The sequence below is a fragment of the Vibrio clamense genome, assembly GCF_050337905.1.
In the GTDB taxonomy this organism is placed as follows: domain Bacteria; phylum Pseudomonadota; class Gammaproteobacteria; order Enterobacterales; family Vibrionaceae; genus Vibrio; species Vibrio cortegadensis.
Genome location: NZ_JAKJTJ010000024.1, coordinates 68,048 through 83,797, shown reverse-complemented (window position 1 = coordinate 83,797; position 15,750 = coordinate 68,048). Strand labels below are relative to the sequence as shown.

Genomic DNA, 15,750 nt, shown 5'->3' with positions numbered 1-15,750 from the left:
GAATCAGCTAATTTTACCCTATTTATATAATTTATCTTTTAAAACAGACTATTACAGTTTTATAAAAAACTATAAAAACCACCTTTTTATCACTTTTACATTAAACATCATGGTGAGTTATGGGTTTTGTTACATTTGTTACATTTCATTCCCGCTATGAATGAGTAACGACCCAAACCTAAAAACAGCGTAAATGGGTCAGCCTTAAAATAGATAACATTGATATTTAGCTGTTGTGCACAAATCAAACTCCGGGTAGTTGAGAAACATTGAGACTAAAAAGCCCTGAACGCATCAAGCATTCAGGGCCTATTTTTTGTATCACAGAATCAAACGAACGAAGATTAGGCTTCCATATCAATTGGCTCATGTTTATGAATTAAGCCAAAGTCAGCCAACACCGCATAAGCGGCTGGTATCATGAACAACACCAATAATGTAGAAGCAAAAATCCCGAAGACGATGGAGATGACTAGAGGTTGAATCACCTGCGCTTGAAGGCTCGTTTCCATTAGCAGTGGTAATAACCCAGCGGCGGTTGTCATCGAAGTTAAAAACACTGCGCGGAATCTTTCTCGACTCGCTTTTACGACTGAATCATGGACATTATCACCTTCATCCACATGGTGACGAATGTACTGCACTAATAGAATAGAGTCATTGACCACTATCCCCGCTAACGATACAAACCCCATGATGCTCGGCATACTTAAAGAGTGTCCTAATAGCCAATGCCCCCACACAACACCAATGAAAGCCAATGGGATCGCAAGCATCACGACAAAAGGTTCTAAGTAACTACGGAACTGGAAACTTAAGATAATAAATACACCAAACAATCCAAGTAAGAAACCTTTCCCCATTGAGGCTCCCGTTTTCGCGGAGTCTTTTGCTTCGCCTTCAAAATCAAATCGAAGTCCTGAGTACTTATCTAACAATTTCGGCATTTCATCACTTTGAAACTGGCGAACAATTTCAGTCGAACTGGCCTTCTTATTATCTATGTCACCATATACGCTGATCGTTCTTAAACCATCAATACGTTGAATTCGTACATAGTTACGCTGGAAATCTAATGTTGCCAGTGTGGCCAGTGGGATTTGACTTCCATCTGGTGTAATAATGGGGAAGTTAGACAAGCGTTGAAGATCACCCGCTTCCGTTTTATTTAAACGCACTTCAATCGAAATATTCTCAACACCAAGCTGTATTTCATCGGCACTTTGACCAAAAAATGCAGCCCTTAGCTGTGCCGCGATCATCTGCCCATTCACGCCATACGTTTCCGCACCGGGTCTGAGCTTAACGAGAATCTCCTCTTTACCCATTCGCATGTCATCAAGCACACCCGTCACACCATCGAATGTGTTCAAATAGGTTTGAATATCAATGGATGCCTGTTTTAGTTCATCCAAATCATCATGCTTTACTCGGATCTCAATAGCTCGGCCACCAGGCCCCATAGTTGGTTGCTTGAAGACCATGGAGATCGGTTCCGCAAGATCTCCGACATCTTTGCGCCATGCATCAACAAAATCATCGATTCGAGTGTTACGGCTCTCAGCCCCAAGGAGATCTAAACGCACTGTCGCCAGATGTGGTCCAGATTCATTGGCATCCGCATTAACATTAAACTTACTGGTAATATGCTCTACGAGTGGGATCCCATTCTCAACCTCTTTAGACCACGTTTCATTAAGTCGCTTCGCTGATGAGACCACCTGCTCAACGACTTTTTCAGTGTGCATCAGTGATGTGCCGGGAGGCAGGATGATGCGAACCTCAGCAGTATCACCATCAAGATCAGGGAACGGAACAAATTTCACCCCACCACCTACGATTAAAGAGATGGATATCAGCATCAGCGCAACTACACCACCCAAGAAGGCATAACGAAACTGAACCACTTTTCCAACGGCATTAACCAACGTGGTATTACGAAATTGCTCAAATCTATCTAGCAAAACACGTTTGAATTTTAGCGGAGCCTTCTCTTTCTTCTCTTTATGCAATGAATGAGCAAGGTGGTTGGGTAGAATTAGAAACGCTTCGATTAGGCTTAATGATAAGACTAAAATCAGTACTTGCGGCACCGCTTTTAACACGGCCCCCATTTCACCCTCTAAAAAGAGCAAGCTACCAAAAATACATACTGTGGTTAAAAATGAGGAGAGCACGCCAGGGAATACTTTTCGAACGCCATTATAGACCGCATCGTCAATATTCTGCCCTCTGTCTAAGTGGGACGCGATCGATTCAGCAATCACAATCGCATCATCCATCATGATCCCTATTGCCATTAGCAAACCAACCAGTGACATGATGTTGATCGATAAACCGATATTAGCCATCAAGAATAGACCGCCCAAAAATGCGACGGGTAAACCTGCCGCTACCCAAAAAGAGTAGCGGAAACTAAAAAATAGCCACATGGTAGCAAACACAAGAATGATCCCTTGCCACCCGTTCTTGACCATCATGGTCAGACGATCCCACAATACAGATGAGAGATCATTGGTCAATTGTAGCGTTACGCCATCCGGTGCAATTTTACGTTGGTCTTCCACAAATCGCGTGACTTGATCTTTGATTCTCAGCGCGTCATCTTCTTTGTTTTTACTGATCTTCAGTAACGCAGATGGCTTACCATCAAACAATACTTTCTGTTCATCCAACTCAAAACGATCGGTGATCGTGGCGATATCTCGTAAACGGATCAAGGATCCATTTGCGCCCGATGCTACGACGATCGATTCCAACTCTTCTGGCGTCACTCGACGTTCATCAAAACGGATTAAAAAGTTTTTATCTCGAGTTTCAATGCTACCACTCGGTAATTTAACGTTCTGACGCCCGATCTGTTCCGCAATATCACCGACGCTTAACCCTAATTGACGAATAGCTTGAGTATCGAGCTCTACACGATACTGGTGATCTGAAAAGCCACTAACCGACACCAAAGAGACGCCATAATCAAGCTTCATGGTACGTTTAAGATCTTCAGCATAAGCCTTTAACTCTGGCCAACTGGTATCGGCTGTGATCGCAACATCAACAACGGGCTCATTCCAGTCAAGCTCTTGAACCATTGGTGATTCGATCTCAGTGGGAAAATCATTGATTGAGTTGATCTGAGTTTGAACATCCACCAGCATTCGCCCGATGTCTGCTTTCTCGTTCAACTTTAAGATCAACCGAGCCGAACCTTCAACCGCTTCACACTGAGTCTCTTCAATATTAGCTAAGCCATCCACCGAATCTTCCATACGTACACATAAGCTCTCCTCAACTTCTTGAGGGGAGGCTCCGGGATAGATAACACTCGCCATGATGTATGGAGGATCAAACTCTGGAAAGGTTTCACGTTTGATCGTCGATAAAGATGTGATACCAAGTACGAGCAAACCCAGCATCAATAAGTTTGCGGCCGTTGGATGGCGAGAGAAAAAACGGATCATGACTCGTCTCCTACTTGATTCGCTCCTGTACTATTGACTGAGTTCACCGTCGCTTCGCGTAGCATCATTCCATCAATCGCAGGAAGAAGATCATTCAGAACCAAGCGCTCTCCTTGTTCGATATCCCCATTGATAACGACTTGGTTATCTCTGCGATACAACACTTCAATCGTTCGGATTTCCAATCGAGATTCAGGGCTCATAAGGTAGATGCGATTGCCATGCAATGCTCTTTCAGGAATCACCCAGCTTGGTTGCTGCTGACCTTCAATGGTCGCTTGCACAAACATCCCATTGACTAAAGGCGGTAAACTTTCCGGCGTCAGATCGGCGTAATTTTGCGTCGCTTCTAAAATGACACCAGCAGTCGCTTGATTCACATCAACCGTTTCACTGATACGTGCAACTTTCGCAGGCCAAATGGCTTTTAAATTACCACTGTTCAATTCAATTTCTGCGTTAATGAACGCCATATCCGGTTTAGGAATACCTGCATCATCGCGAGTAAACGAACCAACACTTGAAGCAAGGGTATGCATATCATGAATCGAAAGTTGTGCTTCCACTTCCATTACATCCATTCCATGCCCTACCACCATCGTTTGCTGTAAGTTCACCACTTGGTTTATCTCGATATCCACACTGGCGATTCGTAAAGAACGAGGTAAGCGGATCGATGTTTTATCTAATGAACGCTGGGCTTCTTGGACCTTCGATTGATTCACTCTAACAACAGCTTGCGCAACTTTCTGCTCGTCAGGAAAAAGCTGTAGTTGATTCTTCATATCTTGGACGAGTTTTTGCTGGGATAAATAGCTTTGCGTCTGTTGATCCACATCAGACTGAGAAGAGAGACCCTTCTTACGCAAATTTTCGATACGTCCTAACTCTTGTTTACTCAATGACAAACGGTTTTGTTCGATTCCAAGCGTTTGTTGCAAGTTTCGCTCTTCTAACGACAGTTTCGCTAATTGAGTCTGGCTTGACTTCAGATCCGCTTGAGCTTGGGTCAACTTTAATTCGTAATCTAGGGGATCAATTCTGATAATTTCAGTATCTTTCGGAAGTACCTGGCCTTTCTCTAAATTGGGGTGACGATACACCACCTTCCCTGTGACTTCTGCGATCGCTTTCCACTCAAATTTAGGCGTCACTTTGCCATAACCAATAGCGACAGGAGCCATGGATTTAAGTTCTAACGGCATCGTATCCACGAGTCGGGCTCTATCGGTGGCAGGGTTTGTCGGTAAATCAGGGCGTAAATTAATCGCCAGTACTAAAACGACAACACCTACCGCTAACGCAGGGAAGAAAAGAAATTTGCGGTTCACTTTCATTATTCTGGTCCTTGAATATTATCTTTTTGGATAAAACCATGAGTCATCAATTTGATGTTATGTTCGAGTAATCGATTTAGAAATTCTTCATTGATTTCGATGCCATGAAAAGCAAGTAGAGGGGGAGGAGCGATAAAGGGAAAAACCATTAAGCTTATATAAGAGACCCGACATAGCTTGGGATCCATTCCGGGTTTCAGTACACCACGTTCAACAAGCTTGTCAAAAATGACATCTTGAGCCGGTTTCGTCACATCAAGGAATACTTTTTCTAGTAACTCCCTTTGCATTTCAGAGGGCGGCATATTCATCACTTGGGCAATCAAACGGGGAAACTTCGGTACCTTAACCATCTCTTTATAATAAGTTCGCATCAAGTCTAGAAAGTTCTCTTGGTTGCTATCTTGAACTAACTTATTCATCTGTAACTGCATCGGGCGTAATGTTTCTCGCAACATGGTTTCGAACAACCCCGCCTTATTACCAAAATAATACCGGATCATTGCGATGTTGACGCCCGCGCGTTCTGCAATGAGGCGAGTTGATACCTTGTCATAAGGTTGAACCACAAACAGATCACGAGCATGCTGAATCAACAGCGCTCTAACATCCACATCTTGCTGAGGTCTCCCTGCTTTTCTCGTTGTCACGACCGCCCTTCTCTACTCAATTAATCATGCGATTAATTATAGGTAGAAATGAATCAAATAAGCAGGAGATTAATTCAACACTAATCAATCAAATGATTAATTAATAGAACCAAGCTCATAGAAACGGACAATGTTAATTTAGTGGTCATTAACTCAACACGCCTATCGTCTATTTTCCTCTCTTTCTCTTGTTAACAATAAACCAACTCTACATATAAAATATTAACCTGCATATATAAAATCACGTGACATCATCAGCAGGAAGACATTGGAATAATCAGCATAAAACACCAAATAAAGCACCCACAAGAGTCAATTGCAAAGATTCCCTTCTAAGTGTGAGGAGGATAATAGATTTTCTTGTTTGACGCTTAATGAAATTTACGGTAAATATGTGGTTAACAAATTTTAAGGATACTTGTGTAATGATGTTAACTTCGCCACTTCTACTGAACCTCCTCCTGATCGTGAGCAATGCACGCGGGTAGGTTGTGAACGGCGAATATGTACACAATTTCTAGAAACCCGCACTTGATGCGGGTTTTTTTATAACGGTAAAAATTTAAGCGTGCTACGCATATAAAACCAACGATTACCTTAAAATTATTCTATGGAAGTAAACGGTCTACATCGGAAGAAGGAAGCACTCATGAACGATCAAGTCATCATTTTCGACACCACATTACGTGATGGCGAACAAGCACTCTCCGCCAGTTTGACAGTGAAAGAAAAACTGCAAATTGCCTATGCGCTTGAACGACTGGGTGTCGATGTAATCGAAGCCGGTTTTCCAGTCTCTTCACCTGGCGATTTTGAATCCGTCCAAACTATCGCGAGAAATATCAAAAACAGCCGTATTTGTGGTTTGTCTCGTGCTGTCGCCAAAGATATTGATGCCGCTGCCGAAGCGTTAAAAGTGGCAGAAGCGTTCCGTATTCACACCTTTATTTCAACCTCGACGGTTCATGTTCAAGATAAGCTTCGTCGCAGCTATGATGACGTTGTCGAGATGGGCGTCAAAGCGGTAAAACACGCTCGTAACTATACCGATGATGTGGAATTTTCTTGCGAAGATGCTGGTCGTACACCGATCGATAATCTTTGCCGCATGGTTGAAGCGGCGATTAATGCTGGCGCTAACACCATCAACATTCCAGATACGGTTGGCTACACGGTTCCTAATGAGTTTGGTGGCATTATCCAGCAGCTATTCAACCGCGTACCGAACATCGATAAAGCCATCATTTCGGTTCACTGCCATGATGATTTAGGCATGTCGGTTGCTAACTCTATTGCGGCGGTTCAAGCCGGGGCTCGCCAAGTAGAAGGCACCATCAATGGTATTGGCGAGCGTGCGGGTAACTGTTCATTAGAAGAGATTGCAATGATCCTTCAAACCCGTTCTGAGTTTCTAGGGGTTCGAACAGGGCTTAAAAATGATGAAATCCACCGCACCAGCAAGCTAGTCAGTCAACTGTGCAATATGCCAATTCAAAGCAATAAAGCCATTGTTGGGGCGAACGCTTTTAGCCACTCTTCTGGTATCCACCAAGATGGCATGCTTAAGAATAAAAATACTTATGAGATCATGACTCCAGAGTCGATTGGTCTGAAAAACCAAGCGTTGAACCTAACCAGTCGTTCTGGCCGTGCAGCTGTTAAGAGCCACATGGATGGGATGGGTTACAAAGAAGAAGAGTATAACCTCGATACGCTTTACGCTGATTTCGTGAAACTGGCCGACCGTAAAGGCCAAGTCTTTGATTATGATTTAGAAGCATTAATGCATTTCGCTAACCTTCGTGATGAAGATGATTTCTATAAGCTGAACTATCTAAGTGTGCAATCAGGCAGTGTCATGGCGACCACCAGCATCAAGTTATTATGTGGTGATGAAGAAAAATGCGAAGCCGCTGTCGGAAATGGTCCCGTTGATGCTCTTTACCAGTGTATTTACAAATTAACGGGTTACGAAATCGTATTGGACAAGTTCCACCTAACCGCGAAAGGTGAGGGTGAGGATGGTTTAGGCCAAGCCGATATCATTGCTAACTATAAAGGTCGTAAATATCACGGTACTGGCTTAGCGACCGATATTATCGAAGCGTCTGGCCAAGCACTACTGCATGTAATCAATAGCATTCACCGAGCAGATCAAATTGCTGAAATGAAACAAAAGAAGATTGCCGCAGTTTAGAAGAAGCAGACAATAATTTTAAGTCAGAGGAAGTAAACTCTCCCCTGGCTGACCAAGTTAAATAAAAAGATTAAAGGATTAACATGACGAATAAAACATACAAGATTGCCATTTTACCGGGCGATGGTATTGGCCCAGAAGTGATGGAACAAGCGCATAAAGTACTGGATGCCATTGAGAAAAAACACGCGATTTCATTCTCTCGCGAACAACATGATGTTGGCGGTATTGCGATTGATAACCACGGCTGTCCACTTCCTGAAAGTACTGTGAAAGGCTGTGAAGAATCTGATGCCGTATTATTTGGTTCTGTTGGTGGTCCTAAGTGGGAGCACCTTCCACCAAACGATCAACCGGAACGTGGTGCTCTACTACCTTTACGTAAGCATTTCCAACTGTTTTGTAACCTTCGTCCAGCCCAGATCCATAAAGGATTAGAAAACTTCTCTCCATTGCGTGCAGACATTTCAGAGCGTGGTTTTGATATCGTGGTGGTTCGTGAACTGACTGGTGGTATCTACTTTGGTCAGCCAAAAGGTCGTGAAGGCGAAGGGCCAAACGAGAAAGCATTTGATACTGAAATTTATCACCGTTATGAAATTGAACGCATCGCCAAAATTGCTTTTGAGTCGGCTCGTCTACGTAATAAGAACGTCTACTCAATCGATAAAGCCAACGTTCTACAAAGCTCAATTTTATGGCGTGAAGTGGTCGAAGAGATCGCTCAAGATTACCCAGATGTAAAACTAAACCACATGTATATTGATAACGCGACCATGCAGCTAATCAAAGATCCTTCTCAATTTGATGTGATGCTGTGTTCAAACATCTTTGGTGACATCATCTCTGATGAGTGCGCGATGATCACAGGTTCAATGGGAATGCTTCCTTCTGCAAGTTTGAATGAAAGCAACTTTGGTCTGTATGAACCTGCTGGCGGTTCAGCGCCTGATATCGCAGGTAAAAACATCGCAAACCCAGTAGCTCAGATCTTATCTGCAGCACTGATGTTACGTTACAGCCTAGGTGAAGAAGAAGCAGCACAAAGCATTGAAGCTGCCGTATCTAAAGCGCTGTCAGCTGGGGAACTTACGGCGGATCTAGCCGGTGATAAGCCAGCCCTAACGACCTCAGCAATGGGCGATAAAATCGCTGAATACATTTTGAATTCGTAATTCAAGGAAGAAGCAATGTCTAACGCAAAAACATTATACGAAAAAATTTACGATGCCCATGTTGCCGTTGCAGCAGAAGGTGAAAACCCAATTTTATACATCGATCGCCATTTGGTGCACGAAGTGACCTCACCACAAGCGTTTGATGGCCTACGTGAAAAAGGCCGTAAAGTTCGCCAAGTCGGTAAAACTTTCGCAACCATGGATCATAACGTATCGACCCAAACCAAAGACATTAATGCCTCTGGTGAAATGGCTCGTATCCAAATGGAAACACTGTCTAAAAACTGTGAAGAGTTTGGCGTAACCCTTTACGATCTCAACCATAAATACCAAGGTATTGTTCATGTTATGGGGCCAGAGCTTGGTATCACTTTACCGGGTATGACGATTGTTTGTGGTGATTCACACACAGCAACCCACGGCGCATTTGGTTCTTTGGCTTTTGGTATTGGTACCTCTGAAGTTGAGCACGTATTAGCGACACAAACGCTAAAACAAGCGCGTGCTAAAACCATGAAAATCGAAGTTAAAGGCAAAGTTGCTGAAGGCATTACCGCAAAAGATATCGTTCTTGCCATCATCGGCAAAACAACCGCTGCGGGTGGTACAGGCTACGTGGTTGAATTTTGCGGTGAAGCCATTACCGATCTAACGATGGAAGGTCGTATGACGGTATGTAACATGGCAATTGAGCTAGGCGCTAAAGCCGGTTTAATTGCACCAGACCAAACCACATTTGATTACATCACTGACCGTAAATTTTCACCTCAAGGGGAAGATTTAACGGCAGCTATCGAGTACTGGTCTTCACTAAAAACGGATGATGACGCAGAATTTGATGCGGTAGTCACCCTTGATGCCTCAGAGATTAAACCGCAAGTGACTTGGGGCACAAACCCGGGCCAAGTGATTGCCGTTGATCAACCAATCCCTGCACCTGAGAGTTTTGCTGACCCAGTAGAAAAAGCGTCTGCTGAAAAAGCATTAGCTTACATGGGGCTTGAAGCGGGTAAATCTCTGTCTGATTACAATGTCGATAAAGTATTTGTTGGCTCATGTACTAACTCACGTATTGAAGACATGCGCGCGGCGGCGGCTGTAGCCAAGGGCAATAAAGTGGCGGCTCATGTGCAAGCTCTGATTGTTCCAGGTTCTGAACAAGTAAAAGCACAAGCAGAAAAAGAAGGTTTGGATGTGATATTTAAAGAAGCTGGCTTTGAATGGCGTCTACCGGGTTGTTCTATGTGTCTTGCCATGAACAACGACCGATTAGGCCCACAGGAGCGTTGTGCATCAACATCTAATCGTAACTTTGAAGGTCGCCAAGGCCGTGATGGTCGAACTCACCTAGTCAGTCCAGCGATGGCTGCGGCTGCCGCAATTGCGGGTCACTTTGTTGATATTCGCACCATTACTGAACACGCATAAAAGGAATTTACTATGTCAGGTTTTAAGCAACATACAGGTCTAGTCGTTCCTTTAGATACGGCAAACATTGATACGGATGCCATCATACCAAAGCAATTTTTACAAAAAGTAAATCGCATTGGTTTTGGTAAACACCTATTTCACGATTGGCGTTTTCTTGATGATGCAGGTGAACAACCTAATCCAGAGTTTGTGATGAATGCCCCTCGCTATCAAGGCGCTACGGTTCTGCTTGCTCGTGAAAACTTTGGTTGCGGCTCCTCGCGTGAACACGCACCTTGGGCACTCGCGGATTACGGCATCCAAGTGATGATCGCCCCAAGCTTTGCTGATATTTTTTACGGCAACTCCATCAATAACCAAATGGTACCCGTTCGCTTAACGGAATCTGAAGTCGATGAAATATTCCAGTTTATCGAAGCAAACGAAGGGGCTAAAGTTACAATAGATTTGGAAGCCATGTTAGTCACAGCGAATGGTAAGCAATACTCTTTTGAGATTGATGAATTCCGTCGCCACTGCTTATTAAATGGGTTAGATAATATTGGTTTAACGCTGCAACACGCGGATAAGATTGATCAATACGAAACCACTATTCCTAACTTTTTAAAATAGATAATTCAGTCATCGTTTTAAAGGTAAGAATAGCGATAAAGGTGAGCCATGTATGTGGCTCACCTTTTTCTTGTTTAACTTGAAATATAATACGAAGCGACAAGGTCTGATAAGTTAAGCTGTATCATTCAAATTTCTAGTGGAGCCTTCAATGAAATACATTTTATCCATCCTCATCATTCTCTTCTCCACCTCTAGCCTTGCGGCGCCAAAATCTGACTTGTGGTCTTATTGGAATCAAAGTGACGAAACAAACACAGCCAAAATACCTCATCAATCTTGGCAGGAGATTTTAAATCAATACTTGAGCGTTGAAGGTGAAAACACCCTTTTTTCGTATGACAAAGTGACTATTGCCGATCAAAACAAACTCACGAATTATCTAAAGCAACTCGCATCACTGGATCCTCGCCACTATTCAAAAGACGAACAATATGCCTATTGGATCAACTTCTATAACGCCCTAACCGTCAACATCATCATCGAAAATTACCCGATAGAGTCAATAACCAAGCTTGGTGGGTTCTTCAGTTTTGGACCTTGGGGAGAGGACATCACGACGGTTGCAGGAAAAACGTTGACCTTAAATGATATTGAACACCGAATCTTGCGTCCAATCTGGCAAGATCCACGTACCCATTATGCCGTTAATTGCGCCAGTTTAGGTTGTCCAAATTTACAAGCTACAGCATTCCGCGCCGACAATGCCGAACAACTGCTTGAGCTCGCAGCGACTCAATACATTAATAGTGACAAAGGTGTCTTGCGACAAGGTAAGAACTTACAGCTCTCTTCGATATATGACTGGTTCATTGAGGATTTTGGTTCAGAAGAGGTATTATTTAAGCACTTAGTTACCTATCGAAATGATCTTGCCGATTTCAAAGGAAAGATCACTTACGACTACGATTGGAACCTAAATAAAAAGTAAGTACGAAAGAATGAGCGTACGACTGCAACCATTAAAAGCGAGAGTTCGGTTGGGTTAAAAACTCAACCTCTTCAGCCGTTGAAGGGCGACCTAAAACATCATTACGATGAGGGTAACGCCCAAAACGCTCAATAATCACTTTGTGTTTATGTTCAAATTCAACGTTCCCTTCAAGACCATTCGATTCAAACAGCGTCACCGCTTGTTGATGAATTTTTAATGATTCACTATGCATGAAAGGCATGTATAAAAAACTACGCTGAATCGCCGTCAGTTGTTGATCACAGCCTTGCGCAATCGCCTCTTGAGCTAATCCTAATGCAAGTGGGTCAGCAGAGAACGCTTGTGCAGTATCTCGATATACATTGCGCGAGAACTGATCAAGAACAATGATCTCTGCTAAACGCCCTTCCGCACTATCCCTCCAGTCAAACAACTCACTTTGAGCAGCTTGAATCAACAAACCCCCAAAGCGCTGCTGAATACAAGAATCCAGCTCATCACTACGACTGAACCAATCTGCGGGAGTCAACTCTTCAAACCAAAACGTCAGTACATCCTTATACATAGATAGCTCCTTGCTATTTAATACCTTTCACTTTTTTAATTAAGTCATAAGCATTTTGGATCTCTTGTGCTTTCTCTTTTGCAACATTCATCATTTCTGGTGGTAAGCCTTTCGCCATCAACTTATCAGGGTGATGTTCGTTCATCAGTTTACGGTGAGCACGTTTAAGCTCTTTTGGCTCAGCATCTTCACTCACACCTAGTACATTATAGGCATCTGCCAATTGACTTGCTTGTGAGGCTTGTTGCCAATTACCTTGCTGGCCATGCCCACCTTGTTGACCACCGCCCTGCTGAAAACGAAACGCGGCCTCTTGCATGTGCAAACGACGTTCTAGTTGTTCAGCAGAAAATCCAAGACCTTGCGCTATTTTATGTAAAACACTGCGCTCACTCGGATCTAGTTGACCATCTGCAAATGCGGCGGAGATTTGCAATTCTAAGAAGAACTGCATTAAATCAAAACGCCCTCCCGTCGAAACACGGACGCGTTGTAGCACTTCATCTAAAGGGAAATCTGACTCTTTACCATCACGAAATGCATCTTGCGCCGCTTTCCGTTGTTCGCCATGAAGATTCATGCGCTCCATCATGGTTGAAGCCAATTGGATCTCTTCACGTGTAACTTGGCCTTTTGCTTTTGCTACATGTCCCATCACCGAAAATGCGGCTTTAAAGAACTCGTTCTGACGCTCCACTTGGCTTGGCCCTGAACCAAAACCAGCCGTTCTAAAGCCGGCCTGATTTAAGCGACGAGCTTTGTCAAATTGATGACCTAGAAAAAGTCCGAACATGGCGCCCAACGGGCCACCAAATAAAAAACCAAAAAAGGCGCCAAGAATTTTGCCAAAAATCTGCATTATGTGTTCTCTATCTATGAATTTTTTAGGAGTAATGTGGTCTTATAGTGCTGGATGCATTTATTTCCTTTATCATAAGGGAGATAATTTTTTCTCATTTCGGTTGTATGTTAAACAACCGCTAAGTTAGTGACAAAGGATAGTTCAATTCAATGCAATGTTTTTCCCGCACCTTTTTAGCCGCTTCTATTAGCGCCGCTTTGTTAGTGCCAACCGCCCAGGCAGAAACTACCGCAACTGATAGTGTGCAGGAAATGCCCTCTACAGATCAATGTTTGATCGACTCTTCTGTCAATTCTAATGCGAATCAAGAGCCTATTGTTGTCACTGCCGATAGCTTAGAAGCGATTAATGGCGATAAAGCTTCATACTCTGGTGACGTCAAAATCACTCAAGGCCAGAAGGTTATTTCTGCCGATAAAATCACACTGCATCAACAAGATAACATTGCAATAGCTGAAGGTAACGTGCATTTTACTGATGGGCAATTTGAAGCCAATTCGGCCCGCGTAACTAGCGATTTAGCCAGCAATGAGTTTGAATTAGAAAATACTCAATATAACTTTGTTTGCCAACAAGGTCGTGGGGATGCCGTTTATATCTCAAAAACAGGTAAAGCGGTTTACCAATTACAAGACGGTTCTATCACCTCATGTCCCGATGGTGACAATTCGTGGCGCATGGTCGCATCTGAAATCAAAGTCGATCAAAACGAAGAAAGTGCCACATTCTATCACCCAAGATTTGAAGTGCTCGATGTCCCTATTTTCTATGCCCCTTATATAACGGTACCAATCGGTAATACAAGAAAGACGGGCTTCTTATTCCCAAGCATCGCTTATGGTTCTAGTGATGGTTTTGAATTTGAGATGCCATTTTATTGGAATATTGCTCCGGATTATGATGCCACCATTACCACGCTTTATATGCAAGAGCGTGGAACAAAGTTTGATGCTGACTTCCGCTACCTAACCGATGGATTTGGTGAAGGCGAGATCAAAACCGAATATTTAGGTTCAGATAGAAAATATACCGACCCAGGTGAGCGTTGGGCTTTTCAATATAAACACGACGGTATTATCAATAGCAACTGGAGGGTCATGGCAGACTACTCTCAAGTCAGTGATAACGATTATTTCCGTGATTTAGACTCTGATATTGGTAAGCGTGAAGATGGCCAACTCATGCAAGAAGGCGCGGTATTTTATCGTTCACAATTTTGGGATATGTCGCTGCAAGTTCGTGACTTCCAAGTCTTAGTTGACGATAGTTCACCCTACCGACTACTGCCGCAGGTTGGCTTTAATTATTACACACCTCTTTGGGGGAACTACGTTAACTTTGATCTAAAGAGTCAAGTTAGCCGCTTTGATACTAATGACAAAGCCAAACCATCGGCTACTCGTGCTCATATAGAGCCCGGAATTACCATTCCCCTATCAAATACATGGGCGAGTTGGACAACCGAAGCTCGAGTCTTAGCAACCTACTATCAGCAAGATCTAGATAGCATCACACAAGATACCAACAATCTAAAAAATAGCTTAGATGAGAGAGTTTCTCGCGTCATTCCAGAGTTTCGAACTCATGCAGGAATTTATCTAGAGCGTGAAACTCAAATATTTGATGGCTATGTACAAAGTTTAGAGCCACAAGTTCAATACTTATATGTACCAGATGAAGATCAAACCAATATTTATAACTACGATACAACTCTGCTACAAACCGACTATTACGGACTGTTCCGCAGTCGTAAATACAGCAGTGTTGATAAAGTCGCACCCGCAAACCAAGTCAGCTATGGCGCAAGTACTCGCTTTTTTGATGAGAGCTACAAAGAGCGTCTGAATATCTCATTTGGTCAGATTTACTACATCGATAAGACCACTAAAATCGCGTCGAATGAAGAGTCATCATCCAACTATTCATCATGGGCGATTGAAACCGATTTTAACTATGATGACTTCCTATTTTATCATGGTGGCATGCAGTACGACATTGACTTAGGTTCAATGCAACTGGCTAACAGCACTTTTGAATACCAATTTAAAAAGGGCTTTATCCAGACAAACTATCGCTACGTAACCAAAGAGTACATTGAAGATACCATTGAGTTTACTGACCTAAACAAAGTGACAAAAGATGGTATATCTCAAGCTGGGATATTAGGCGCTTACAATATTGATTCTAAATGGACGATTAGCGGTCAGTATTACCATGATCTGACTGAAGATGTGGAACTTGAGTGGCTAGCCAATTTGCGTTACCGCTCTGATTGTTGGTATATCGCCTTCACTTACTCAAATCAGATTCGAGGCTGGAATAAAGCAGTCATTGGCTCTGAAGGCTCAAAACCTGATTATGAAAACAACATTGGCATCAACTTTGGTATTGAAGGTTTTGCAACCAACAGCTCAGCCCGAACTGAATTAAGAGATATTGATACTTCAGATAATGCGATCACTTACGGTAGACCTTTTTATCTAAACAATTAATGCTCTAAGTATTAACTAAATTACTATTTTGGCT

11 protein-coding genes are annotated in these 15,750 nt (G+C 43.0%); 6 read left to right on the top strand and 5 right to left on the bottom strand.

Going from position 1 to position 15,750, the window contains the following annotated elements; all coding sequences use genetic code 11:
- Nucleotides 1–344 precede the first annotated feature (344 nt).
- From L4C39_RS12675 to L4C39_RS12665, 3 genes are read right to left on the bottom strand one after another with little or no spacing between them, the layout of a single operon-like run.
- Nucleotides 345–3,458, bottom strand: coding sequence for an efflux RND transporter permease subunit (locus L4C39_RS12675; RefSeq protein WP_429746223.1), 3,114 nt, complete (start codon nt 3,456–3,458; stop codon nt 345–347).
- Nucleotides 3,455–4,795 (bottom strand): efflux RND transporter periplasmic adaptor subunit, encoded by a 1,341-nt coding sequence (locus L4C39_RS12670; protein WP_136994192.1) that lies wholly within the window; start codon nt 4,793–4,795, stop codon nt 3,455–3,457. The genes L4C39_RS12675 and L4C39_RS12670 overlap by 4 nt, the downstream gene beginning before the upstream one ends.
- Nucleotides 4,795–5,445, bottom strand: a complete 651-nt coding sequence (locus L4C39_RS12665) for a TetR/AcrR family transcriptional regulator (protein ID WP_017051138.1) — start codon at nt 5,443–5,445, stop codon at nt 4,795–4,797. Before L4C39_RS12665 ends, L4C39_RS12670 begins: the two co-directional genes overlap by 1 nt.
- Before the next feature lie 649 nt (nt 5,446–6,094).
- On the opposite strand from L4C39_RS12665, the gene leuA reads away from it, so the two are divergent.
- The 5 genes from leuA to L4C39_RS12640 all read left to right on the top strand — a co-directional run bounded on the left by leuA (nt 6,095) and on the right by L4C39_RS12640 (nt 11,794).
- Complete coding sequence (gene leuA / locus L4C39_RS12660) at nt 6,095–7,642, top strand: 2-isopropylmalate synthase (protein ID WP_113799555.1); 1,548 nt, start codon at nt 6,095–6,097, stop codon at nt 7,640–7,642.
- Nucleotides 7,643–7,725: 83 nt separating this feature from the next.
- Nucleotides 7,726–8,817, top strand: a complete 1,092-nt coding sequence (gene leuB, locus L4C39_RS12655; protein ID WP_113799557.1) for a 3-isopropylmalate dehydrogenase — start codon at nt 7,726–7,728, stop codon at nt 8,815–8,817.
- A 15-nt stretch (nt 8,818–8,832) separates the two neighbouring features.
- Nucleotides 8,833–10,248, top strand: coding sequence for a 3-isopropylmalate dehydratase large subunit (gene leuC, locus L4C39_RS12650; RefSeq protein ID WP_429746220.1), 1,416 nt, complete (start codon nt 8,833–8,835; stop codon nt 10,246–10,248).
- Between the two features lie 12 nt (nt 10,249–10,260).
- Complete coding sequence (leuD, locus tag L4C39_RS12645) at nt 10,261–10,863, top strand: 3-isopropylmalate dehydratase small subunit (RefSeq protein WP_429746218.1); 603 nt, start codon at nt 10,261–10,263, stop codon at nt 10,861–10,863.
- 151 nt (nt 10,864–11,014) lie between these two features.
- Entirely contained in the window at nt 11,015–11,794 is a 780-nt protein-coding gene (locus L4C39_RS12640) for a DUF547 domain-containing protein (protein ID WP_429746216.1), read from the top strand.
- 31 nt (nt 11,795–11,825) lie between these two features.
- Here the strand turns inward: L4C39_RS12640 and L4C39_RS12635 are convergent, their stop codons facing one another.
- Both L4C39_RS12635 and djlA read right to left on the bottom strand, forming a co-directional pair.
- Nucleotides 11,826–12,362, bottom strand: a complete 537-nt coding sequence (locus tag L4C39_RS12635) for a DUF924 family protein (protein ID WP_261888571.1) — start codon at nt 12,360–12,362, stop codon at nt 11,826–11,828.
- Nucleotides 12,363–12,375: 13 nt separating this feature from the next.
- Entirely contained in the window at nt 12,376–13,221 is an 846-nt protein-coding gene (djlA, locus tag L4C39_RS12630; RefSeq protein ID WP_371712016.1) for a co-chaperone DjlA, read from the bottom strand.
- 152 nt (nt 13,222–13,373) lie between these two features.
- Between djlA and lptD the strand changes: the two genes are divergently transcribed.
- Nucleotides 13,374–15,716 (top strand): LPS assembly protein LptD, encoded by a 2,343-nt coding sequence (lptD, locus tag L4C39_RS12625; protein ID WP_429746214.1) that lies wholly within the window; start codon nt 13,374–13,376, stop codon nt 15,714–15,716.
- Nucleotides 15,717–15,750: the final 34 nt, after the last annotated feature.